This window comes from Micromonospora sp. NPDC049900 (assembly GCF_044461025.1).
Lineage (GTDB): Bacteria > Actinomycetota > Actinomycetes > Mycobacteriales > Micromonosporaceae > Micromonospora.
Map to the genome: position 1 here is coordinate 160,212 of NZ_JBITKM010000008.1, position 22,407 is coordinate 182,618.

Annotated in this window: 22 protein-coding genes and 1 pseudogene; 6 read left to right on the plus strand and 17 right to left on the minus strand. The window is 72.5% G+C overall.

Features of this window, described 5'->3' with window-relative positions; all coding sequences use genetic code 11:
- Positions 1-195: 195 nt before the first annotated feature.
- The 4 genes from ACIBMZ_RS19555 to ACIBMZ_RS19570 all read right to left on the minus strand — a co-directional run bounded on the left by ACIBMZ_RS19555 (position 196) and on the right by ACIBMZ_RS19570 (position 4,953).
- Positions 196-1,125 (minus strand): ion transporter, encoded by a 930-nt coding sequence (locus tag ACIBMZ_RS19555; RefSeq protein ID WP_396695642.1) that lies wholly within the window; start codon positions 1,123-1,125, stop codon positions 196-198.
- A gap of 365 nt (positions 1,126-1,490) precedes the next feature.
- A complete protein-coding gene (locus tag ACIBMZ_RS19560; RefSeq protein WP_396695644.1) occupies positions 1,491-2,339 on the minus strand; it encodes a M15 family metallopeptidase in 849 nt (282 codons plus the stop codon).
- 16 nt (positions 2,340-2,355) lie between these two features.
- Entirely contained in the window at positions 2,356-3,573 is a 1,218-nt protein-coding gene (locus ACIBMZ_RS19565; RefSeq protein ID WP_396695646.1) for a D-alanyl-D-alanine carboxypeptidase family protein, read from the minus strand.
- Positions 3,574-3,675: 102 nt separating this feature from the next.
- Complete coding sequence (locus tag ACIBMZ_RS19570; protein ID WP_396695648.1) at positions 3,676-4,953, minus strand: D-alanyl-D-alanine carboxypeptidase family protein; 1,278 nt, start codon at positions 4,951-4,953, stop codon at positions 3,676-3,678.
- A 313-nt stretch (positions 4,954-5,266) separates the two neighbouring features.
- Between ACIBMZ_RS19570 and ACIBMZ_RS19575 the strand changes: the two genes are divergently transcribed.
- Together ACIBMZ_RS19575 and ACIBMZ_RS19580 are read left to right on the plus strand one after the other, a co-directional pair.
- Entirely contained in the window at positions 5,267-6,475 is a 1,209-nt protein-coding gene (locus tag ACIBMZ_RS19575; protein WP_396695650.1) for a hypothetical protein, read from the plus strand.
- Between the two features lie 161 nt (positions 6,476-6,636).
- Complete coding sequence (locus tag ACIBMZ_RS19580) at positions 6,637-7,368, plus strand: class I SAM-dependent methyltransferase (protein WP_396695652.1); 732 nt, start codon at positions 6,637-6,639, stop codon at positions 7,366-7,368.
- Positions 7,369-7,402: 34 nt separating this feature from the next.
- On the opposite strand, the gene ACIBMZ_RS19585 is transcribed toward ACIBMZ_RS19580, so the two are convergent.
- Entirely contained in the window at positions 7,403-8,131 is a 729-nt protein-coding gene (locus ACIBMZ_RS19585; protein WP_396695654.1) for a MerR family transcriptional regulator, read from the minus strand.
- Between the two features lie 181 nt (positions 8,132-8,312).
- Here ACIBMZ_RS19585 and ACIBMZ_RS19590 point away from each other — a divergent pair, with 181 nt between their 5' ends.
- Positions 8,313-10,586, plus strand: coding sequence for an ATP-binding cassette domain-containing protein (locus ACIBMZ_RS19590; RefSeq protein WP_396695656.1), 2,274 nt, complete (start codon positions 8,313-8,315; stop codon positions 10,584-10,586).
- Positions 10,587-10,701: 115 nt separating this feature from the next.
- Here the strand turns inward: ACIBMZ_RS19590 and ACIBMZ_RS19595 are convergent, their stop codons facing one another.
- Both ACIBMZ_RS19595 and ACIBMZ_RS19600 read right to left on the minus strand, forming a co-directional pair.
- Positions 10,702-11,130 (minus strand): protein-tyrosine phosphatase family protein, encoded by a 429-nt coding sequence (locus ACIBMZ_RS19595; RefSeq protein WP_396695658.1) that lies wholly within the window; start codon positions 11,128-11,130, stop codon positions 10,702-10,704.
- A 332-nt stretch (positions 11,131-11,462) separates the two neighbouring features.
- A pseudogene (locus ACIBMZ_RS19600) lies at positions 11,463-12,248 on the minus strand (DedA family protein); the annotation flags it as partial.
- 81 nt (positions 12,249-12,329) lie between these two features.
- On the opposite strand from ACIBMZ_RS19600, the gene ACIBMZ_RS19605 reads away from it, so the two are divergent.
- Positions 12,330-13,037: a carbon-nitrogen hydrolase family protein gene (locus ACIBMZ_RS19605; RefSeq protein WP_396695660.1), complete on the plus strand. Its 708-nt coding sequence runs from the start codon at positions 12,330-12,332 to the stop codon at positions 13,035-13,037.
- A 6-nt stretch (positions 13,038-13,043) separates the two neighbouring features.
- Here ACIBMZ_RS19605 and ACIBMZ_RS19610 read toward each other — a convergent pair whose 3' ends face one another.
- The 5 genes from ACIBMZ_RS19610 to ACIBMZ_RS19630 all read right to left on the minus strand — a co-directional run bounded on the left by ACIBMZ_RS19610 (position 13,044) and on the right by ACIBMZ_RS19630 (position 17,349).
- Positions 13,044-14,585 carry a serine/threonine-protein kinase gene (locus tag ACIBMZ_RS19610; protein WP_396695662.1) on the minus strand — a complete coding sequence of 514 codons (1,542 nt, stop codon included), beginning with the start codon at positions 14,583-14,585 and terminating at the stop codon, positions 13,044-13,046.
- A gap of 136 nt (positions 14,586-14,721) precedes the next feature.
- Entirely contained in the window at positions 14,722-14,928 is a 207-nt protein-coding gene (locus tag ACIBMZ_RS19615; protein WP_396695664.1) for a hypothetical protein, read from the minus strand.
- Between the two features lie 2 nt (positions 14,929-14,930).
- Positions 14,931-15,986, minus strand: a complete 1,056-nt coding sequence (locus ACIBMZ_RS19620) for a LacI family DNA-binding transcriptional regulator (RefSeq protein ID WP_396695666.1) — start codon at positions 15,984-15,986, stop codon at positions 14,931-14,933.
- Positions 15,987-16,090: 104 nt separating this feature from the next.
- On the minus strand, positions 16,091-16,972 hold the full coding sequence (locus tag ACIBMZ_RS19625; RefSeq protein WP_396695866.1) for a helix-turn-helix domain-containing protein: 882 nt from the start codon (positions 16,970-16,972) through the stop codon (positions 16,091-16,093).
- Between the two features lie 137 nt (positions 16,973-17,109).
- On the minus strand, positions 17,110-17,349 hold the full coding sequence (locus ACIBMZ_RS19630; protein WP_396695668.1) for a DUF397 domain-containing protein: 240 nt from the start codon (positions 17,347-17,349) through the stop codon (positions 17,110-17,112).
- Positions 17,350-17,603: 254 nt separating this feature from the next.
- Between ACIBMZ_RS19630 and ACIBMZ_RS19635 the strand changes: the two genes are divergently transcribed.
- On the plus strand, positions 17,604-18,251 hold the full coding sequence (locus tag ACIBMZ_RS19635) for a GGDEF domain-containing protein (protein ID WP_396695670.1): 648 nt from the start codon (positions 17,604-17,606) through the stop codon (positions 18,249-18,251).
- A gap of 84 nt (positions 18,252-18,335) precedes the next feature.
- Positions 18,336-18,986: a flavodoxin family protein gene (locus tag ACIBMZ_RS19640; RefSeq protein ID WP_396695672.1), complete on the plus strand. Its 651-nt coding sequence runs from the start codon at positions 18,336-18,338 to the stop codon at positions 18,984-18,986.
- Positions 18,987-18,998: 12 nt separating this feature from the next.
- Here ACIBMZ_RS19640 and ACIBMZ_RS19645 read toward each other — a convergent pair whose 3' ends face one another.
- The 5 genes from ACIBMZ_RS19645 to pstB form a co-directional block, all read right to left on the minus strand.
- Positions 18,999-19,481: a type II toxin-antitoxin system PemK/MazF family toxin gene (locus ACIBMZ_RS19645; protein ID WP_396695674.1), complete on the minus strand. Its 483-nt coding sequence runs from the start codon at positions 19,479-19,481 to the stop codon at positions 18,999-19,001.
- Between the two features lie 108 nt (positions 19,482-19,589).
- The gene (locus tag ACIBMZ_RS19650; protein ID WP_396695676.1) at positions 19,590-19,973 is read right to left on the minus strand and encodes a DUF2267 domain-containing protein; all 384 of its coding nucleotides are present in this window, start codon (positions 19,971-19,973) and stop codon (positions 19,590-19,592) included.
- 156 nt (positions 19,974-20,129) lie between these two features.
- The gene (locus ACIBMZ_RS19655) at positions 20,130-20,684 is read right to left on the minus strand and encodes a hypothetical protein (RefSeq protein WP_396695678.1); all 555 of its coding nucleotides are present in this window, start codon (positions 20,682-20,684) and stop codon (positions 20,130-20,132) included.
- Entirely contained in the window at positions 20,681-21,430 is a 750-nt protein-coding gene (locus ACIBMZ_RS19660; RefSeq protein ID WP_396695680.1) for a DNA-binding response regulator, read from the minus strand. The genes ACIBMZ_RS19655 and ACIBMZ_RS19660 overlap by 4 nt, the downstream gene beginning before the upstream one ends.
- Before the next feature lie 113 nt (positions 21,431-21,543).
- Positions 21,544-22,407, minus strand: a complete 864-nt coding sequence (gene pstB / locus ACIBMZ_RS19665; protein WP_396695682.1) for a phosphate ABC transporter ATP-binding protein PstB — start codon at positions 22,405-22,407, stop codon at positions 21,544-21,546.

The following is a 22,407-nucleotide window of genomic DNA, read 5'->3' on the forward strand; positions in this document are numbered from 1 at the left end:
CCCCAGAGATCATTCGTCGGTGTGACGACCCTATCCGGTAAGGACCGCAATCCGCATCTGCCGTGATCCGGATCAAAGGTGTGTCACCCTGACAGACCGCCCCGGCTCGTGTGCGAGTTCACGTGCGGTTCACAACCGGACCCACGCCCGAAACCCGCTGCCCACCAGGAGATCCACTCTCACCTTAACGGACGTTCAGTCACGTCCCGCACGTCGGAGTCGCCCGTCGTCGCGGTCGATACGAAGTTCCCGTTCCAGCTCGACGATGAGCCTGCGCAGGTCGTCGAGCCGCTGGGAGACCGCGATCCGGTCCAGCTCGTCGGGCACCCCGTCACCGTCCTCGTCGTAGCCGGGGGCGAGGCCCTCGGTCATCTCCAACCGCCGGGCCTCCTCCATCGAGTTGACGAAGACCGCGATCAGGATGTTCAACAGCAGGTTGACGGTGATCACCACGAAGCTCACGTAGTAGAGCACGGTCCACGGCGAGAACTCCATGCCCTGCTCGATCAGGTCCGGCAGGGTCTCCAGAGAGAGCAACACGAACAGTGTCAACAACGACCGCCCGATGTCCCCGTATTCCTCCGGGTACACGTCCTTGAAGATCAACCATCCGGCCATGCCGTAGACGTAGAGCGTCACCATCGCCAGCGCGAGGAACCCGCCGATACCGGGCAGACTGCGCCACAACGCCGCGACGATCATGCGCAGACCGGGTGAGAACCGCACCAGCCGTACCATCCGCAACACCCGGACGACCCGCAACAGCGCCGAGTCGCCGTGCAGGGCCGGGACGAAGATCGCCGCGATCACCAGGAAGTCGAAGACGTTCCAGCCGTGCCGGAAGAAGTCCTGCGGACGACGGCCGTAGGCCAGCAGCCGGATGGCGATCTCGACCACGAAGACCGTCCGGAAGAACCACTCGACGCCGTGCAGCGCGGTGCCCGCCGTGCCGAGGTCGGGGTAGGTCTCCAGGCCGAGCACCACCCCGTTGGCGAGGATCACCGCGACGATGGTGACCTCGAACGACCGCGAGGCGGCGATCTCGGCGCAGGCGCGGGCGAGCCGGGAGTCGGGCGGCAGGTCGGCCGGGCCACCTCGCTGCACCGGCACACTCGTGACGGTCACCTCGCGACCGACCTCGACTCAGGGTCAGGGACCGGCGAGGCCGGCCACCGTGCGTCACGGCGACATCGACGTACGGCAGTCATGGCCCACAGCGTACGGGACGCCGTGGACGGATCGTCCCGCCGTCGCGGAGCGCGATGTCGCACCGGCGCGCCTGCTCACCCACCGGTCGACGTGCCGCGGCTCAGCCTGCGTCCCGACGGCACTGCACCGCGCGTCCCTCGACCTGACACAGTGGAGTGTCCACCTGCTCAGACGGCGGTGTCACCAGGCCCAGACGACCAGCCACGCGGTGCCCTCCGCGCTGCACGACGAGCTTCGCGGCCACCCCGCCGACCCCGCCACCGCCGAGAACCTCGCCCCGGTCAGCCCGCCGAGGAACGGGTGACCGGCAGGTCGAAGTAGGTGTCCGGCCAGGGCTCGTCGCGGTAGCGGAAGTGCCACCACTCCCGGTCGTAACCGACGAAGCCGCCGTCGATCATCAGGTCCCGCAACAACCGCCGGTTCTCCCGCGCGGTGGGGCCGACCGCGGTCGAGTCGGTGTGCGACAGCGGATCGAAGCAGTCGAATCCGGTCCCCATGTCCACGCTGTCGTCCGGAGAGCGCCGGCCGTACGGGTCGGTGCAGGCGGCCGAGGGCTGCCCCGGTACGTGCCGGGGTTGCTCGGGCGGCGGCTGGCCGACCAGCGTGAGGTCGACCGTGCTGCCCCGGCTGTGCGACGTCGGCGCGCCGAGGTAGCCCCGGTCGAACAGCGCGGACTTGGCAACCCGGGGATAGAACTCCGCCTTGGTCTCCTGCCGCCCCGGGTCGGCGCCCCAGGCGACGAAGTCGTCCACCGCACGCTGCGGGCGGTAGCAGTCGTACACCTTGAGGCGGTGACCGGTGGCCAGGGCGGCGTCCTGCACCCGGCGCAGCGCCGTCGCGGCCGGCGCGGTGAGCAGGCAGAGCGGCTCCTGGTAGCCGTCGACGGGACGCCCGACGAAGTTGTGCGCGGTGGCGTACCGGATGTCGGTGAGGATGCGTCCGTCCACGTCGGAGAGGAGCACCAGGCCCGGCCGCGCCGGAGCCGAGACCGGCGGCGGCTGCGACGGCTCGGGGGTCGGCGCGTCCCGCCCGCACCCGACCACCCCGGCGCCCAGTACCACCGCCACCGCCGGGCCGACCGCCCACCGGCCGGGCCCGCGTCGGGCGGGTCGGGCCGACACCGTCGCCACGGCCGCTCGGGACGGCTCAGCGGGCCGGACGGCCACGGTGGGCTGCGCGGCGACGCCGGGCGACGACCGCGCCGGCCAACAGCGCCACACCGACGACGAGTACGGCCAGCGAGGCCCAGCGCAGCGGTGCGCCGAGGGTACGCGGTGCGGGCTCACCGGCGGCCCCACCCGGCAGCGCCTGCGGCGGCACCGAGGCCGACGGTACGGCGGACGTGGCGGTGCCCGGACTCACCAGCACCCCGACCGAGGCGTCCCGGGGCAGCCCGAAACCCCAGTCGAGCAGCGCGGCGCCCTGTTCCCAGCCCCGCTTGTCCACGACGTCCGCACCGAGCAGGGTGACCACCAGCCGACGCCCGTCCCGCTCGGCCGCGCCCACGTAGGTGTGCCGGGCCAGGTCGGTGTACCCGGTCTTGCCGCCCAGCGCCCCCGGGTAGTGGTAGAGCAACTGGTTGTCGTTGTCGATGGTGAAGCCCTTCGCGCCCTGCCCCGGCTGGGGCGGGATGGTCGCCTCCCGGGTCGCCGCATACCGGCGGAACTGCTCGTCGGCGAAGCACGCTCGGGCGATCAGCGCCAGGTCGTACGCGCTGGTGAACTGCCCCGGACCGTCCAGTCCGGACGGGTTCGCCGCGTGCGTCTGGTAGGCGCCGAGCGCCCGCGCCTGCTCGTTCATCGCGCGCAGGCCACCCGCCAGACCGTCCGGCCCCCCACCGGCCCGGGCCAGCGCGTTCGCCACCTCGTTGCCGGAGCGCAGCAGCAGCCCGAGCCAGAGCGTCTCCACCCGGTACCGGCCGCCCTCCACCAGCCCCACGGCCGAGCTGCCCGGTTCGATGTCGAGGTCACCGGCGGTGATGGTGACCAGGTCGTACGGGTCCAGCCGGGGCAGCATGGTCGCGGCCAGCAGGAGTTTCTGCACGCTGGCCGGAGTGGCGTACTCGTGCGGACCGCAACCGCCCAGCACCGCTCCGGTGTCCAGGTCGGCCACCAGCCACGAGGTGGCGGCCACCTTCGGCGGTCGGGACACCGCCGAGGGGACGACCAGCCCCTGGGTGGCCAGCCGCGCGCCGCCCACCGCCCGCTGCACCGGGTCCGGTGACGGTGTGACCGGCTGCGACGGCCCGGGCGCCGGCGGCGCAGGACGTGGACAGGGCACCGGTGCCGCCGCGGCGGCGGTCGCGGGCAGCGGCGTGGTCATGAGCGCCGTCACCACCGCGACGACGAGGGCTCGGACTCTCACATCCAGCGACACTATCGGGTGAATACCGACTGGTCCGGCAAATCGACCATCGAGTACGCCAGCGGCGCGCCCGACGACCGGCAGGTGGTACGGCTCGTCGGGTCAGCCGCGAGGGCGACGCGAGGCGCGGACCCGACGGGCGGCGACCACCGCCAGCGCGATCGCGGCCACGCCGACCGTCAGCGCCACGAACAGGCCCGCACCCGGACGGTCGTCGACGGCGGCCGAGGTGGTACTGCTCACCGGAGGTGCCCCGGCCGGCGCGGGCACGGCCGGGGACGGCGGAGCCGGCGTACGTGCCGCGTCCCACTCCCCCGGCTCCACCAGCCGACCCACGCCCGCCTCGCGGGGCAGCCGGAAACCCCAGTCGAGCAGCGCGGCCCCCTGCTCCCAGCCGCGCTGCGGTCGGGGCTCGGCACCGAGCAGGGTGACCACCAACCGGCGACCGTCCCGCTCGGCGGCACCGACGTAGGTGTGCCGGGCGTAGTCGGTGAAACCGGTCTTGCCGCCCAACGCACCCGGGTAGCGGTAGACGAGCTGGTTCTCGTTCTGGATCTGGAAGCCCCTGGCGCCCAGCCCCCGCTGGGCCGGGATCCGGGTGCGTTCGGTGAGCGCGTACCGGCGGAACGTCGGGTCGGCGAAGCACGCCCGGGCGATGAGCGCCAGGTCGTACGCGCTGGTGAACTGTCCCGGGCCGTCCAACCCGGACGGCGTGACCGCGTGGGTCTGCAACGCGCCGAGGTGGCGGGCGTACTCGTTCATCGCCCGCACCCCGCCCGCCGCGCCGTCCGGGCCACCGCCGAGGCGGGCCAGCGCGTTGGCCGCCTCGTTGCCGGACTGCAACAGCAGGCCCAACCAGAGCGTCTCCACCCGGTACCGGCCGCCGGGCAGCAGCCCGACCGCCGAGGATCCGGGCGCGATGTCCAGGTCCTCCCGGGTCACCCGGATCACCTGCTGCGGATCGAGCCGGGGCAGCATGGTCGCGGCGAGCAGGAGTTTCTGCACGCTGGCCGGAGTGGCGTACTCGTGCGGACCGCAACCGCCCAGCACCGCTCCGGTGTCCAGGTCGGCCACCAGCCACGAGGTCGCGGTGACCTTCGGCGGGACCGGTGCGCCCGGCGGCACGACGAGTCCCGGGGTCGCCAGCAGGTCCCCGCCGACCACCTGATGCTCCGGATCGGACGGTGGCGGCGTCGGTCGCGGCGAACGGGTCACCTTCGGCGCGACCGCCTTCGGGCAGGGCACCGCCACCGGTACGACCGTCGGCGTCGACACGGACGGCATCGCGGCACGTTCGGTGACCGCAGCCGCACCCGGAGTCGCGGGCACCACCACGATCGCGAGGACGACGACGGCGACGGAGAAGGCCCGGACTCTCATGAAGACGCAGACTAACGGCACGATCGACAGTCGAATCCGATCGGTCGGACCGCCGACTCGACTCGATCGCGCCGATCTTCCACCCGCACCGGTTGAACCGATCCCGAGCGCCCCCCGTATCCACAGCCGAACACAGCACAACGTTCGGACCTGCGACGGGAGCGCTCCCGAAGCTCGCCCGACGGTCATCCCGGGACAGGCTCCGGCACGCGGACCGGCCGCCGCTGTCGAGCCACCCGGGCTTCCCACGGCGCTTCAGCCGGCGGCCGCCGACGCGGTCGGCCCGCCCGGCGGTCATTCATGAGGAGAGAGCATGGTCAGGCGTACCCAGAACCAGCGGAAGCAGGCCGCCCTGAAAGTCGGCGGGGTCGGCATCCTCGCGGTGGCGCTGCTCGGCGCGGGCTTGACGCTGGCCTCCGCCGACGACGGCGCCGGTGCGGCGCAGACGGCGAACTGCCCGACGGTCCGCGACAAGCTCTCCGGCGTACCAGCCGCCGCCGTCGCCGGAGTGGAACAGGAACTGGCCAACCTCGACAAGCAGATCGAGGAGGCCAACGCCCGCCTCGCCGCACAGGCCGCCAACCCCCAGGGCGGCGCCAACTTCATCCAGCTCGCCATCCTCGGCCCGCTGGCCAGCAAGCGCACCGCTGCCCTGGACCGGATCGGCATCAACATCAACCGGGCCGGCGGACAACGCCCCGACCTGGCCAGCCTCGCCACCTGCGGCCTCAACGCCGCAGGCACCCCGAGCGCCGTCAACGGCGGCGCGGGCAACGGTGACATCGCGGCCGGGAACGGCAACACCGGCGGCAACACCGGAGCCGGTGCGGCGCAGACGGCGAACTGCCCGACGGTCCGCGACAAGCTCTCCGGCGTACCAGCCGCCGCCGTCGCCGGGGTCGAGCAGGAACTGGCCAACCTCGACAAGCAGATCGAGGAGGCCAACGCCCGCCTCGCCGCACAGGCCGCCAACCCCCAGGGCGGCGCCAACTTCATCCAGAACGCCATCCTCGGCCCGCTGGCCAGCAAGCGCACCGCTGCCCTGGACCGGATCGGCATCAACATCAACCGGGCCGGCGGACAACGCCCCGACCTGGCCAGCCTCGCCACCTGCGGCCTCAACGCCGCAGGCACCCCGAGCGCCGTCAACGGCAACGCGGGCAACGGCAACGCCGGTAACAACGGCAACGCGGGTAACAACGGCAACGCCGGTGCCGGCGTGGCGCAGCGGGTGAACTGCCCGAGCGTCGCCGACCGACTGCCGACCGTACCGGCGCAGGCCGCCGCCGAGGTGCAGCGTGAGCTGGCCAACCTGGACAACCAGATCGCGGACGCCAACGCCCGTCTCGCCCAGCTCGCGGTACGCCCGGAGGGTGGACCGAACTTCGTGCAGAACACGGTCGTCGGCCCGCTGAAGGACCGACGTGTCGCCGCCCTGAACCGGATCGCCACCGCGATCGGCCGGGTCGACGGCAACCGGCCCGCCGAGCTGGTCGACCTGGCCCCCTGCTCGGTGAGCTGACCTCGGCGACACCCCACGGACGGTGGGCGACGGCTCTGGCCATCGCTCACCGTCTATTTTTGCGGCATCATTCACAAACTGGTTGACCCCTCAGTCACCGGACGACTACAACACGTTACAGCGCTGGGCCGGATCCGCCGGCTGCGGTCGGAGGGGTGACCGTGGGTCTGATCTCGTACGACGACGCCGAGGCGGCGGCCTTCGCCGCCACCCGCGAGCTGGCGCCCGCCGGCCTGACCCACTGGCGGCACGCCGTCCAGGAGCACCTGCGGCCACGGCCCGGGTCCACGCTGCTCGACCTCGGGGCCGGTACGGGAGCGTGGGCCACCACCTTCACCGGCTGGTACGGCGTACGGGTGCTGGCGGTGGAACCGGCCCCGGCGATGCGCGACCGATGCCCGCACCGGCCGATGGTGGCCGGCGAGGCGACCGCGCTCCCACTGGCCGCCTCCAGTGTGGACGGGGCCTGGTTGTCGACGATGCTGCACCACGTACCCGATCTCGACGCGGTGGCCCGGCAGTTGCGCCGGGTGCTGCGTCCGGGCGCGCCGGTGCTGATCCGTTCGCCCTTTCCGGGCCGCCACCAGCTCGTCGCCCTGTTCGAGTGGTTTCCCGAGGCGATCCGGGTGCTCGACCGGTTTCCCAGCCTGTCCCGGGTGCGCTCGGCGTTCGCCGTCGCCGGCTTCCCGGTGAGCAGCGTCGAGCCGGTCGCGCAGACGGTGGCCACCTCGCTGGCCGAGTACGCCGACCGGATCGACCGGCGCGCGCACACTCCCCTGCACCTGATCAGCGAGTCCGAGTTCCGGGCCGGTATGGCCCGGCTGAGGCGGGCGGTCGAGGGCAGCACCCCGGCACCGGTGGTCGACCACCTCGACCTGCTGGTGCTGCGCTGAGAATCCAGAAGCGGTCAGCGAATCCGAAAGCGAGTCAGCGCGGACCGAGATACCGCAGGTAGTCGTACAGCGCGGCGGAGCCGGCCAGCCGGCGCAGGCTGCGCCGGTGCAGTTCCTGCTCCCGTCGGGCGAGTTCCGCGCGGACCCGCTGCGGGCTGCCGGTGCTCCGCAACTCGTCGAGCACCGCAGTGATGATCTCGAACGGGTAGGCGCCCCGGCGCAGCAGCGCCACCACCTGGGCCGCCCGCAGCTCGGCCTCGTCGTAACGCCGATAGCCGGTGCCCGGCTCGCGGGTCGGCCGCAGCAGCCCGCGCGTCTCCCAGGACCGTAGCTGCGAGGTGCGGACCCCGACCAGGTCGGCGACCGCGCCGACCCGGGCGGCCCGACGGGGCGTCGGGACCGGTGCGCCGGGGTTCGCCACCACGGTCTCGAAGGCCCCGAGCACCCGCCGGATCTCGGCGCGTTCCCGGTCCAGTTCCGCGTGCCCGGCGTCCAGCGCGGCCAGCGCCGCCGGGAGGTCACCCGCGTGCACCGCCGCCATGATCTGGCGGGTACGCCCCCAGCCGTGCCCGTCGGCGACCGTCCGCGCGACGGTCAGGGCGCGCTGGTGCGCCGCCGTGAAGATCCGGTAGCCGCTCGGCGTGCGCGCCACCGGCGGCAGCACGCCGAGATCGACATAGTTGCGCACCTGCTGCACGGAGATGCCGGCCGACGCGGCGAGGTCCACCGCGCGCAGCCGCCCGGTCGACCGCCGTCCCGTCACCGGTTCACCCTAGCGCCTCACGTTCGTTTGAGACTTGAAGGCTCATTTCGCCCTGCCTACCGGCGGGGAGTCGGCAGAAGTCTCCACGAGGAGGTCAATGAGACACTTGAACCTGGCCAGGCCATCCCCCGCTCCTCCTTTCCGGGGCAGGAGTCCGTCCACGATCTCGCAAAGGGTTCGCATGCAGCAGCCAGCACGGTCCGCCGCCGACAGTCACGACGTGATCGAGGTACGCGGAGCCCGGGAGAACAACCTCGACTCCGTCTCGGTCGACATCCCGAAGCGTCGACTGACCGTCTTCACCGGTGTCTCCGGATCCGGTAAGTCGTCGCTGGTCTTCGGCACCATCGCCGCCGAGTCGCAACGGATGATCAACGAGACCTACAGTGCGTTCCTCCAGTCGTTCATGCCCAACCTCTCCCGGCCGGACGTGGACTCGCTGCGCAATCTCACCCCGGCGATCGTGGTGGACCAGGAGCGGATGGGCGCCAACTCCCGCTCCACCGTCGGCACCGCCACCGACGCGTACGCGATGCTGCGCATCGTGTTCAGCCGCCTCGGCACGCCGCACGTCGGCGGCGCCGGGGCGTTCAGCTTCAACCTGGCCGAGGGCATGTGCCCCGCCTGCGAAGGACTGGGCCGGGTCTCCGACCTCGACGTCAACGAACTCGTGGACGTGGAGAAGTCCCTCAACGACGGCGCCATCACCGTGCCGAACTTCGCGGTCGACACCTGGTACTGGCAGACCATCGTCGGCTCCGGTCTGTTCGACCCGGACGTCAAGCTCCAGGACTTCACCCCGCAGCAGTGGGAGGACTTCCTGCACAAGCCGGCCACGAAGATCAAGGTGGGCAGCAACAACCTGACCTACGAGGGCCTGGTCGTCAAGGTGCGCCGGCTCTACCTGGCCAAGGACCGCGAGTCGATGCAGCCGCACATCCGCTCCTTCGTCGACCGGGCCGTCACCTTCACCACCTGTCCCGACTGCGACGGCACCCGGCTCAACGCCGCCGCGCTCTCCTCCCGCATCGCCGGCCGCACCATCGCCGAATGCGCCGCCATGCAGATCAGCGACCTCGCCGCGTTCGTCCGGAGCATCGAGGACTCCTCGGTCGCCCCGTTGACCGGGAACCTGCGGGAACTGTTGGACTCGCTGGTCGAGATCGGTCTGGGCTACCTCAGCCTCGACCGGGAGTCGGCCACCCTCTCCGGCGGCGAGGCGCAGCGGGTCAAGATGGTCCGGCACCTCGGGTCCAGCCTCTCCGACATCACGTACGTCTTCGACGAACCCACCGTCGGCCTGCACCCGCACGACATCGCCCGGATGAACGACCTGCTGCTGCGGCTGCGGGACAAGGGCAACACGGTCCTCGTCGTCGAGCACAAGCCGGAGACCATCGCGATCGCCGACCACGTGGTCGACCTCGGTCCGGGGGCGGGTACCGCCGGTGGCCGGATCTGCTACACCGGAGACGTGGCCGGGCTGCGCCGCTCCGACACCCGTACCGGCCGACACCTCGACCACCGGGTACGCCTACGCGAGCGGGTCCGGACCCCCACCGGGCAGTTGGCCATCCGCCACGCCGACCTGCACAACCTGCGCGACGTCAGCGTGGACGTCCCGCTCGGCGTGCTGACCGTCGTGACCGGGGTTGCCGGGTCGGGAAAGAGTTCCCTGGTGCACGGCTCGTTGCGGCGACGGGACGGGGTGGTCGTGGTCGACCAGGCACCGATCCGGGGTTCGCGGCGCAGCAACCCGGCCACGTACACCGGTCTGCTCGACCCGGTACGCACCGCGTTCGCGAAGGCCAACGGCGTGAAGGCGGCGCTGTTCAGCGCCAACTCCGAGGGCGCCTGCCCGACCTGCAAGGGCATCGGTCTGGTCTACACCGACCTGGCGATGATGGCCGGCGTCGCGTCGGTCTGCGAGCGGTGCGAGGGCCGCCGCTTCACCGACGAGGTGCTGACCTACCGGCTACGCGGTCGCACCATCAGCGAGGTGCTCGGCATGTCGGTCAGCGAGGCGCAGGACTTCTTCCCCGGCGGCGCCGCCCGGGTGGTCCTGGACCGGCTCGCCGACGTGGGGCTGAGCTACCTCACCCTGGGTCAGCCGCTGACCACCCTCTCCGGTGGCGAACGGCAGCGACTCAAACTGGCCATCCACATGGCCGAGAAGGCCGGCACGTACGTGCTGGACGAGCCGACGACCGGCCTGCACCTGGCCGACGTCGACCAGTTGCTGGCGCTGCTCGACCGGCTGGTGGACGCCGGCAACACGGTCCTCGTCATCGAGCACCACCAGGCGGTGATGGCGCACGCGGACTGGCTGATCGACCTGGGGCCGGGCGCCGGTCACGACGGCGGCCGGGTCGTCTTCACCGGCACTCCCGCCGACCTGGTCGCGCACGGCGAGACGCTCACCGCCCGGCACCTGCGCGAGTACGTGGTCCCCTGACGGAGCCGCCTGCGCCCGGCACGGTCGTGTCGGGCGCAGGCGGGTCAGGCTTCACCGGGCGGAGGCGGGTCAGGCATAGCCGGGCGGAGGCCGCGATGGCCGTCGGGCGGGCGCGTCAGGCCAGACGACGCAGCCAGCGACGTTGCCACGGGGTCTCGACCGCGCGGGGACGGTAGACGGCCCGGACCCAGTCCACCGCCTGATCGGCGGGCAACCCGTCGAGGATCGCCAGCGCGGCCAACGCGGTGCCGGTCCGACCCGTACCGCCCCGACAGGCCACCTCCACCCGCTCGCCCGCGTACCCTCGGCGCAACGCCTCCCGCAGGGCGTCCAGGGCGTCGGCCCGGTCCACCGGTATCCAGAAGTCGGGCCAGCGCACCCGGCGGTAGGCCCACCCGGGCGTCGGCCCGGGCGCCAGCAGCAGACTGAAGTCGGCGTCGGTGACCGGATCCGCGATGCGTCGCCCCCGCACCCGTACGCCGCCGGGCAGCGCGACCACCCCGGCCTGCGTGGCCCAGCCCTGGTCCTGCTGCTCGGCGCTCACCAGCGATGTCCCGACTGGTCTGGGCGGCCCTGGTCCGCCGCCGGACGCTCGTCCGCCCAGGCGCGCTGGTCGTCGCCCCAACCACCAGGCTGGCCCGCCACCGGCTGATGGTCGGCCCAACCACCCTGCTGACCCGCCACCGGCCGGTCCTCCGTCCAGGCGTGCTGGTCGTTCCCCCAGCCACCATACTGCCCCGCCACAGGTTGGTGCTCGGCCCGACCACCCTGCTGACCCGACACCGGCCGCTCGTCCGCCCAGGCGCGCTGGTCGCTCCCCCAACCACCGGGCCGGTCCACCACCGGCCGCTCGTCGGCCTGGGCGCGTTGGCCGGTCACGGGCTGGTCGTCGGCCCAGGCGCTGCGGTAGATGGTGCCCCGCCCCTCCGGGTCGGGTGTCCCGGTCGTCGCCGACTCGGCCACGGCGGAGGCGGTGTCGTTGGCGCGCAGCCCACCGGCCCGGCGGGAGCGCCGCAACCGGGTGACCACGAACCACACCAGCCCGGCCAGGCAGGCCACGATGACCACGTTCTGCAGGATGCCCGCGTACCCCTCGACCAGATGCCAGTTGTCACCGAGCAGATATCCGGCCATCACGAACGTGGTGTTCCAGATCAGGCTGCCCAGCGTGGTGTAGAGCGTGAAGGTGAGCAGCGGCATCCGCTCCACGCCCGCCGGGATGGAGATCATGCTGCGGAAGATCGGGATCATCCGGCCGAAGAAGACGGCCTTGACGCCGTGCCGGAGGAACCACTCCTCGGTCCGGTCGACGTCGCTGAGCTTGACCAGCGGCAGCTTCGCCGCGATCGCCCGGGTCCGCTCCCGCCCCAGCACCGCGCCGATCCAGTAGAGCGCCAGAGCGCCGAGAACCGACCCGAGCGTGGTCCAGAAGATCGCTGCGACCACACTCATCCGGCCCTGCGCGGCGACGAATCCGGCGAGCGGCAGGATGACCTCGCTGGGGATCGGCGGGAAGAGGTTCTCCAACGCCACGGCCAGCCCCGCCCCGGGGGCACCGAGTCGCTCCATCAGGTCGGTGACCAGACCGACCAGGCCGTCCTCGGGCGGTGCGGACTGGGCGACGACGCCGACACCAGACGGGGCGTGCGGGGCTTGAATCATGGCCCACACGCTACGAACTCAAGCTGAGAATCGCACAATCGCCCGTCGATCGGTGAACGCGCACGATCTAGGCTACCCAGAGTGAGTGACACATCAACGCGCGGCCCACTGCGGATCGCCGTCGCCCAGCCGTCGTGCGTGGCGTACGACGTCGCGGCGAACGTGTCGGCGCACGCCGCGCTGGTCCATGCCGCCGACTGCCGGGTGGTCGTCTTCCCCGAGCTCTCACTGACCGGGTACGAACTGGACGCGCCCCCGCTCGACCCGACCGACCCACGGCTGGCGCCGCTCGTCGAGGCGTGCGGCCGGACGGGAACGCTGGCGCTGGCCGGCGCGCCGGTGGCCGGTGACCACATCGCCACCCTCGCGGTGGACCACGACGGCGCGCGCGTGGCGTACCGGAAGATGTCGCTCGGCACGGTGGAGGCCCGGCGGTTCACGCCCGGCCCGGAACCGGTCGTGGAGACCGTCGACGGCTGGCGGCTGGGCCTGGCGATCTGCAAGGACACCGGGGTGCCGGAGCACGCCGCCCGGACCTGCGCGCTCGGCGTCGACGTCTACGTCGCGTCGGTCGTCGACCACGCGGCCGACGCGGCGGTCCAGGACGAACGGGCAGTGCGGATCGCCACCGCACACCGAGTGGTGGTGGCGGTCGCGAGCTGCGCGGGGCCGACCGGCGGTGGCTTCGGGGAGACCGCCGGGCGCTCGGCGATCTGGGCACCCGACGGATCCGTGCTGGCCCGCGCGGGCACCGCACCGGGCGAGTTCGTCCAGGCCACCCTCACCTGAGGCCGGTCAGTCGTCGTCCTCGTCGTCGAGTGACTCCTCGACCTGGTCGAGCAGGCGCTCCAGGCGCTCGGCGAAGTCGGCCGGGACCCGACCGCGATCCACCTCGTCGTCCAGGCGGTCGCGCAGTTTCTCGATGCGCTTCTCGCGGTCCTTGGGCTTGCCGGTGGCGAGTTCGGCCAGGTCCTTGCGCAGCCGGTCGGCGACCTTGCGGTCGATGTCACCGCTGAACTGCCCCTCGGTCAGCAGTGCGATGAGCTCACCGGCGGTCTGGCGCAGGTTCACCGGCTCGGGCCGGGCGGTCGACGGCGTCGGGCTGGGTCGTGGGGCGGCCGACGTGGCCGGTGGCGAGGAGGTCGGTGGCGGTGCGGCCGGTGCGGAGCTGGGCGTGGCGGCCGGCACCCCTTCGTCGCCACTGCCGAGGGCGACCGCCGTGCCGATGCCAGCCGCCAGGACCAGTCCGGTCGCCACCAGTGCGCCGACCGGTCGACGGGGACGCCGTGGGCGACCGGCGACGCTCCGGGTCGGACCGTCCGGCGTGGACCGGGCGGCGGAGGGCGGTCGGGCCGTCGCCGACCAGGTACCGGTCCGGTCGACGAGCGTCGCCGGGTGCGCGGCGGTCGCCGTACGGGCGGCGGTGGACGGGTCCGCCGCGCCGTGGGCGACGGCGGTGGTGACGATCGGCAGCACGGTCGTGGCCGACGAGGCCGCACCGCTCGCACCGGCGACGAACCGCGCCGCCAGTTGACCCGCGGTGGGGCGGCGGCCCGGATCGGGATCGAGGCAGGCCAGCATCAGGTCGGCCATGTCGGCCGGCAGGCCGGGTACGCGCGGAGGCGGCACCGGATGCCGGTTGGCGTGCACCACCAAGGCGTCCTCCCAGCTCTGCACGGGTAGCGGAGGTTCACCGGTGACGGTGCGGTAGAGCAACGCGCCGAGGGCGTACACGTCGCTGGCCGGGTCCGGGGCGCCCGGACCGAACCGTTCGGGCGCGGTGTACGCGGGCGTACCCATCATCGGCTCGCCGGTCAGGCCGGGACCGGCGTGCGGTGGCCCGGTCGGCGCGGCGATGCCGAAGTCGAGCACCTTGGCGCCGGTCTCGGTGAGCATCACGTTGCCCGGCTTGATGTCGCGGTGCACCACGCCGATGCGGTGCGCGGCGGCCAGTGCGGCGGCCACCTGGGCGGCCGTGCGCAGCGCCGAGGGCCAGGGCAGGGGGCCGTCGGCGAGTCGGTCGGCGAGGTTCTGCCCGTCGACGAGTTCCATGACCAGGAACGGCACCACGGTGCCACCGTCGAGGGCGGCCTCGCCGTAGTCGTACACCTGGGTGACGTGCGGATGAGCCAGGCGTGCCGCGGCGCGAGCCTCGCGGCGGAGGACGGCCCGCAGATCCGGGTCGACGGCGAACGAGCCGGCGAGGACCTTCACCGCGACGGGTCGGCCGAGGATCTCGTCATCGGCCCACCAGACCTCGGACATCCCGCCGAGGCCGATCCGGTCGCGCAGCACGTAGCGGTCGTGCAACCGCAGGCTGGGGGTGAAGGCTGACATGGGTCTCCAGTCTGCCTGGTGACCCGCCCCGCACACCAGTCGAGCGACCCGGGCGGCAGCGGTCGGGGCGGCTGCCGCGGGAGCCGGTGGGGGACTCAGGCCCGCCTCGCCGCCACCGCCCGGTCGCCGGTCGCCCTCAGCGGACGCAGTTGGTCGGGCTGGGCAGCGGGGCCGGCTGGATCCGGTCGGCGAGTCGGCGCAGTGCCCCGGCAGCGCGTCGGCGACCGGTGGCGAACCGCGCGACACGCGGCGGATCGGGACGGATCGGCGCGTCCGGCCGGGCGGAGTTGACGTGGCGGTCGACCGCGTCGATGGCGAACACGAAGCCGGTGGGCTGTTCCATGGTCAGCTCCTCGGGACAGGTCCGGACGTGGTCCGGACGACGAGCGTGGTGGGCAGCAGGATCTGACCCGCGCGGGCGTCCTCGGGCGGGTCGAGGAGCAGTTCGGCCGCGGTGCGCCCCTTCTCCTCGGCGGGCTGACGCACGGTGGTCAGGCCGGCGGTGGCGGCCTCGGCGATGTCGTCGAAGCCGGTGACGGAGACCGGTGGTCCCCCTCCGGCCTGAGTGCGCAGGGCGTCGAGCGCGCCGAGGGCGAGTACGTCGGAGGCGGCCAGCACCGCCGTGGGCGGCTCGGGCAGGCCGGCGAGCGCCCGGGTGGCCACGGCTCCGGCCTCCCGGGTGTTGTCCCGGGCGGTGAGCACCGTCAGGTCGGTCCAGGACACGCCGGCCGTCGCGAAGGCGTCGGCGAAGCCGGCGAACCGCTCGCGGGTGGTGGGATGCGGCACGTCGGTCACGTCGGCCACGCGCAGCAGTCCGTCCCCGGCGCGTGGCAGGACGTCGTGGCCGAGCAGCGCGACCCGTCGGTGTCCGAGGTCGACCAGGTGCGCGGCCACCGAGTGGGCGGCGGCCCGCTCGTCGATGCCGACCCAACGGTCGTCCGCGCGGGGTCGCGACGAGGTGGTGACGAAGGGCAGCCCACGGCGACGGATGGCGGCGAGGAGGCCCTCCTCGCCGCCGGTGCAGTAGACGCAGAACCCGTCGGCGGCGGCGTTCTCCACCGCCCGCCGCGCACCGGCCGGATCCGGTGGCAGCGGCACCAGTAGCAGGCTGCTGGCGTGGCGTTCGGCCGCCTCGGCGACGCCGGTGACGAACCGGACCGCGAAGGGGTCGGTGAACGCGTACGACAGCCGCGAGGTGAACAGCACCCCGATGGCGCCGACGAAGCCCCGGCGCAGCGACCGGGCAGTCGGGTCGGGTCCCGGGTAGCCCATCTGCCGGGCGGCGGCCAGGATGCGCTCGCGCAGCTCGGTGGAGAGCTGGTCGGGACGGCTGTACGCGTTGGAGACGGTGCTGCGTGAGACGCCGACCGCCTCGGCGACGGCCCGCAGGGTCGGTTTCATGCAGGCCCACCCTTCTGGATCGATCCAGTTACTGGATCGATCCAGAGACTAGCCAGCACGTCGTCAGGTGTCAATCACCCGCCGTCGTCAACGGTCCGGGTGGATCACCTGGGGTCGAGGTCCGCGATCATCCGTTCGAGGATCTCCGCCGTACGCTCCGGCGGCTCGGCCTCGACACAGAGCCGCTCCATGGCGACCGCGTAGAAGTCGAGGTCATCGCGCTTGTCCAGATAGATCGCGCTGGTCAACTGCTCGATGTAGACGATGTCCGGCAGATCCTGGTCACCGAAGCGCAGGATGGTGAAGGCACCACCGGCGGCGGCGTGTCCACCGGCGGCGAACGGGATGACCTGCACCCGGACGTTCGGTGTCTGGGTGGCCTTGAGCAGGGCCTCCAACTGCCCCCGCATGACCTGCGGACCACCGATCGGGCGGCGCAGCGCCGCCTCGTCGACCACCGCCCAGAGCCGGGGCGGCTTGGCCCGGTGCAGCACCTCCTGCCGGCGCATCCGCAGGTCCACCCGGCGGTCGATCTCCGCGGGCGATGCCTGGCCGTGCCCGAGCAGCACCACGGCGCGGGCGTACTCGCGCGTCTGCAACAGGCCCGGCACGAACTGCACCTCGTAGCTGCGGATCAGCGCCGCCGCGGCCTCCAGGCCGAGATACGACTGGAACCACGACGGGAGCACGTCGCCGTAGCGGTGCCACCAGCCCGGGTTGTTCGCGTCCCGGGCCAGCTTGAGCAGCGCGCCGCGCTCCTGTTCGGCGGTGACGCCGTAGAGCGTGAGCAGGTCGGCGACGTCGCGTTCCTTGAACCCGACCCGACCCAGCTCCATCCGACTGATCTTGGACTCGGAGGAGCGGATCTCCCAACCGGCGTTCTCCCGGGTGACCCCGCGCGACTCACGCAACCGCCGCAGTTGGGCGCCGAGTAGCATCCGCAGCACGGTGGGGCCCGCCGCCGGACCCTCCTCCGCGGAAACCATGGTCACCTGCCGTCCTCCGCACGCCGTCGTCGGTCGAACCGATGGACCGGTCCGACCGACGTGTAAGCATGCCATGAACCATCAGTGAGGTGAACCTCCGTCCCGCGTACGGCGATTCCCAGCGATGGGACGGACGGTCAGTCGATCAGATGGTCGAAGTCCCCGTCCCGGGCGCCGAGCACGAACGCGGTGATCTCGTCGACGGTGTAGATCAACGCCGGCCCCTCCGGGTGGCGGGAGTTGCGCACGGCGATCCCCGCCCCCTCGGGCAACTCCGCCAGCTCGACACAGTTCCCACTGGGATTGCTGTGCCGGCTCTTCTGCCAGACGAGAGGGGGCAACTGGGCGACGGGAACGCCGTTCGGGGGCTGCTGCATGGTGGCGTCGGTTCTCTCCGGTAGGCGCCGGTGCCGTGGGAGGAGCGGTAGCGGCAAAGGGGATGGAGTCAACTCATCTGCACGTGCATCTGCTATTGCATCTGCAATGGACAGCGAGCATGATAGCGCAAGTGAGCGGTGCCCATCCGCTCACTTTCTGTCACGCGATCCCGGCCGCCACCAGGGGAAACGAGGTGTCTGGCACACACCCGTCGGGCGGGCGCGCGACGCGTTCGCGGCGAAGGGAGAGGTGGGTGCCGGATCCGCTCACTGTCGCGTCCGGTCTCTGCGCCGTCGGTGCCCTGCTCTCCTCCTGGCAGCTCGGACGTCGGGCCGTCCGCGCCGAGTCGGAGATCGGCCGACTCCAGGCCGAGCTGACCGCCGAACGGCACGCCGCCAGCCACGATCCGCTGACCGGCCTGCCCAACCGGCGGGCCTTCTACCGTCTGGCCGCGACCCTGCTCACCGACTGCGCGGGCCGCCCACTGGTCGCGGTGGTGCTCGACCTGGACGACTTCAAACAAATCAACGACCGGTACGGACACTCCGCCGGAGACCAGGTGCTGATCAGCGTCGCCGAACGGCTGGCCACCTTCGCCGGGGACAACCTGGTCGCCCGGCTCGGCGGGGACGAGTTCGCCGGACTGCTGGCCAGCCCCACCACGGACCGCCGGTGGATCGACCACGCCACCCGGCGCCTCTGCGACATGCTCGCCGCGCCGATCCCGCTGGGCACCGTCACCCTACGGGTGACCGCCTCGGTCGGCCTGGCACCGGTGCAGGGCACCCACCTCACCGAGGCCCTCGACCGGGCCGACGCGGTGATGTACGAGGCCAAGGGCATCGGCGCCGGCCGAGCCCGCCGGGAGCTGCGCGACAGCCCGCATCTCGCCGAGTGCTGACCTCCGTCCCTCCGTCGGGGCGTGACCGCGTCGTGTCCGGGTAACGGAACGGGATCAGGCGGACCGACGGCCGGAGGGACGATCGTGGCGAACATCCGGGCCCTGGTGCTCAACTGCACCCTCAAGCGCTCACCGGCGCCCTCCAGTTCCGAGGCGCTCGGGCGTGAGGTCCTCGACGCCCTCGCCGAGCAGGACGTCGACGGTGACCTGATCCGCGTCGTCGACCACGACGTCCGCTTCGGCGTCTCCACCGACGAGGGCGACGGGGACGGCTGGCCGGGCATCCGGGCGAAGCTGCTCGCCGCGCGGATCCTGGTGATCGCCACACCGATCTGGCTCGGCCAGCCGTCGAGCGTCTGCAAGATGGTGCTGGAACGGCTGGACGCCGAACTCGCCGAGACCGACGAGCAGGGCCGGCTGCTCACCTACGGCAAGGTCGGTGCGGTCGCCGTGGTCGGCAACGAGGACGGCGCACACCACACCATCGGCCAGGTGCAACAGGCCCTCAACGAGGTCGGCTTCACCTGCCCGGCGGCCGGGGCCACGTACTGGGTCGGTGAAGCGCTGCACAAGACCGACTACCTCGACGTACGCCCGAAACCCGACACCACCGGCCGGACCACTGCGGCGCTGGCACTGAACAGCGCCCACCTGGCCCGGCTGCTCGCCGCGCAGCCGTACCCGCCGCCGGACACCCGGCACGCGGCGGCCGGTCCCGGTCCCCAGGCGGGTTGACCGCGCCGGGCGTCAGTGCCAGCCGTACCCGGCGCGCAACGCCTGGCCGACCCGGTCGAATCGGGCCCGGTCCAGCACCGCGCCCTCCCGACGGATGCTGTCCTCCCGCATCGTCAGCACCCGGTCCAGCCGCACCCAACTGGGCCGCTTCTCCCGGTCCCACTCGCCGGGCCCGAGCGACAGCCAGTGCCGCTCGCCGTCGCGGTCGCTGCGGCTGGACAACATCAGCGCGAACAGCGTCCGGCTGTGCCGCCCCACCACCAGCACCGGACGGTCCTTGCCCTGCCGGGGGTCGTCCTCGTAGGCCACCCAGGTCCAGACGATCTCCCCCGGGTCGGCCTGGCCGTCCGGTTCCGGCGCATACGACAGCACGCGACGCTGCAACGCGGTGACCTGACGCGGTCGCGCGGTCTTCGCCGGTGCCGGCCCACCACGCCGGGGACCCGGGATAACCGCGCCGACACGGGCCGCCATACTCCTCAACAGACCTGCCACGGGCGGCAGCCTATCGGCTGGCATCGACCGCCCCACCGGCAGGGAGACCTCTGGCGGGTCCGGTCCACGTGGCGCACCGGGGCTCCCCCGCCCCGACCCGGGCACGCGTCAGGGCAGAGTCTCCCCGGGGCACTCGACGGGTCCGGCCGACGGGCTCCGCAACCGTGCCACCAGATGCCGGAACTCGGCCACGGTGACGGTCTCGCGCAGCGTGGCGAACACCGCGTCGGCCCCGACGGAGGCCGTCGCCCCGTCGACGCCGGCCCGCTGGGCCACCCGGCGCAGGAACTCCGCCGGTCGGGTCGACCCGGATCCGGTGGGCGGGTCGTCGGTCAGCTCGTCCGGCAGGTACCCGGTCGGGTCGGTGGTCGCCGTCGTACCCGCCATCCGCTCGGCGACGGTGTCCAGCACCGCGCGGGCCACGGCGGCGGCCTGGTCGGACGGCAGGCCCGACCGGCGCGACACCGCGGCGACGAACAAGGGAAACCGCACGGCGCCCTCCTGTCGTCGGCGCCGCGCCGATTACCCCTGCCCCACGCCGACAAACCGCCTCGGATGCGGGTGCGGTGTAAGGAAGGGTCCCCTGCTATCGCCTGGTGTATAGCAGGGGACCCTTCCTTACCAGCAGGCCCGTGGCGGGACGCGGATTCACGTGGGTGTCGACTCGCTCGGGGGCGACGGCGAGCGGGCCTCGCGCCAGCACGCCGCCCGCCGCGCGTCCACGGTGTAGCAGAGTTCGCGGGACGCCTCCGGCCGCCCGTCCACCCGGGCGAACGGAAGTCCCCGGCCCGCGTAGTCGTAGTGCGCCTTCAACAGCCGGGTCAGGCCCGCCATCGCCCCGACGATCTTCTTGCGTGGCCGACCGGTGGCCTGCGCCAGGTCCCGCACGGTGAACAGCCGGTCGGGCTCGGCGGCGAGCGCGTCGAGCACCGCGGCCACCGTACGGTGGGTGGCGCTGCGTCCCCGGCTGAGTCGACGCAGGTCATCGACGGACCAGTCGGCGGCGGGCGGGCCGGGCGGAGGTGCGACCCGGGCGTGCGGCGGCCCCGCCCGCTGTCCGGCGTCCAGTTCGGCCAGCAGGCGCGCGACGTGCGGCACGTAGGCCATCGGCACCGCCACCAGCACCATCCCGTCCGGTGCCGGCTGACGGGTCGGCGCCCACCCGGCGCGGGGCGGGTACGGCGGCGGTGCCGGGGCGGTCACGAGGTCGGGTGGGCGGCCGGGGCCGCGGCGGGTACGAATCGGTACCCCAGGCCGCGTACGGTCACGATCACCGGAGGTCGGTCGCCGTCGAGGGCGAGCCGCCGACGCAGTCGCTTGATGTGCACGGTGAGCGTGTTGGAGCTGTCGTCGGGGACGCCGCCCCAGACAGCGGTGAGCAACTGCTCGCGGGTGACCGTCCGCTCGGCGTGGCTCATGAAGAAGTAGAGCAGCTTGAACTCCTTCAACGGCAGGGCGATCGCCCGACCGTCCCGGCTCACCTCGAACGTCGCCGGGTCCACCCGCAGTCCACCGAGTTCGATCGGCGGGTCGAGCGCGCCGGAGGTGTCCGGGCGGATGGCCCGCAGGATCGGCAGCACCTCCTCGGCGCGGTACGGACGGCGGACACCGGCGGTGGCGCCCGCCTTGAGCGCGGCCACGGCCACCCCGCCGTCGTCGTCACCGACCCCGACCACGGTCGGGATGCCGGCCCGCCCGGCCAGCAGCCGCACCAGGTCGGCGCTGCTCATGGTGCCCAGTCCGGCGGCGACCACGGCGGCGTCCGGTTGCAGGGCACCGGTGGCCAGCAAGGCCTCCGCGGCGTGCGGGAAGTGGTGCCCGCGTACCCGATGGTCGGCCAACTGCGCGACCAGCTCGGCGCCGACGCTCTCGTCGTCGTCCACCACGAGCAGCACGAATCGCCCGTCGGCTCGGTGGTCACCCCTGGTGGCCTCGACGAGGATGTTCATTCCACACCGGCTCCGGTTCAGGTTCGGGCCCCACGCGACGTCGGCACGTCGCGCAGGACGGTCCGCCGCACGGCAGGACGGCGTGCGACCCGCCGTTGTACCGTCGCTCCGGCTCAGCCGAAGCGGCCGGTGATGTAGTCCTCCGTCCGCTTGTCGGCGGGGTTGGTGAACAGCTTGCCGGTCTGGCTGAACTCGACCAGCCGGCCGTGCCGTACCTGCCTGTCGTCCACCTCGGCGGTGAAGAACGCGGTGTAGTGGCTGACCCGGGCGGCCTGCTGCATGTTGTGCGTGACGATGACGATGGTGTAGTCGCTCGCCAACTCGAACATCAGGTCCTCGATCTTGGCGGTGGCGATCGGGTCGAGCGCCGAGCAGGGCTCGTCCATGAGGATCACCTCGGGCTTGACCGCGATGGTCCGGGCGATGCACAGCCGCTGCTGCTGACCACCGGAGAGCGCCAGGGCGCTCTTGCGCAGCTTGTCCTTGACCTCGTCCCAGAGCGCGGCGCGGGTCAGCGCCTCCTCGACGTGGTCGTCGAGACGGCCCTTGATGCCGTTGATCCGCAGCCCGTACGCGACGTTGTCGAAGATGGACTTGGGGAACGGGTTCGGCTTCTGGAAGACCATGCCGATCCGGCGGCGGACCTGGATCGGGTCGACCTCCTTGGCGTACAGGTTCTGGCCGTGGAAGAGGACCTCGCCGCCGACACGGGCGCCGGGGATCGGGTCGTTCATCCGGTTGAGCGCCCGCAGCACCGTCGACTTGCCGCAGCCCGACGGCCCGATCATCGCCGTGACCTGGTTCTGCTGGATCGGCATCGAGGTGCCCCGGACGGCCTCGTAGCTGCCGTAGAAGACACTGACGTCGTTGAGCTGCATCACCGGTGCGGTCGACGACACGGTACCCGCGGCAGTGGTGCCGGGGGCGTGCACCGCGACGGACGGTCGGGTGGTGAGGTCGGTGTCGTTACTGGCCAT

What these genes read in the sequence shown, in the direction of transcription:
- ACIBMZ_RS19590 (WP_396695656.1), top strand. Translation starts at nt 8,313, where the DNA reads ATGCAGCAGCCAGCACGGTCCGCCGCCGACAGTCACGACGTGATCGAG.
- ACIBMZ_RS19625 (WP_396695866.1), bottom strand. Translation starts at nt 16,972, where the DNA reads ATGGTTTCCGCGGAGGAGGGTCCGGCGGCGGGCCCCACCGTGCTGCGG.
- ACIBMZ_RS19630 (WP_396695668.1), bottom strand. Translation starts at nt 17,349, where the DNA reads ATGCAGCAGCCCCCGAACGGCGTTCCCGTCGCCCAGTTGCCCCCTCTC.
- ACIBMZ_RS19615 (WP_396695664.1), bottom strand. Translation starts at nt 14,928, where the DNA reads ATGGAACAGCCCACCGGCTTCGTGTTCGCCATCGACGCGGTCGACCGC.
- ACIBMZ_RS19570 (WP_396695648.1), bottom strand. Translation starts at nt 4,953, where the DNA reads ATGAGAGTCCGGGCCTTCTCCGTCGCCGTCGTCGTCCTCGCGATCGTG.
- pstB (WP_396695682.1), bottom strand. Translation starts at nt 22,407, where the DNA reads ATGGCCAGTAACGACACCGACCTCACCACCCGACCGTCCGTCGCGGTG.
- ACIBMZ_RS19660 (WP_396695680.1), bottom strand. Translation starts at nt 21,430, where the DNA reads ATGAACATCCTCGTCGAGGCCACCAGGGGTGACCACCGAGCCGACGGG.
- ACIBMZ_RS19620 (WP_396695666.1), bottom strand. Translation starts at nt 15,986, where the DNA reads ATGAAACCGACCCTGCGGGCCGTCGCCGAGGCGGTCGGCGTCTCACGC.
- ACIBMZ_RS19575 (WP_396695650.1), top strand. Translation starts at nt 5,267, where the DNA reads ATGGTCAGGCGTACCCAGAACCAGCGGAAGCAGGCCGCCCTGAAAGTC.
- ACIBMZ_RS19610 (WP_396695662.1), bottom strand. Translation starts at nt 14,585, where the DNA reads ATGTCAGCCTTCACCCCCAGCCTGCGGTTGCACGACCGCTACGTGCTG.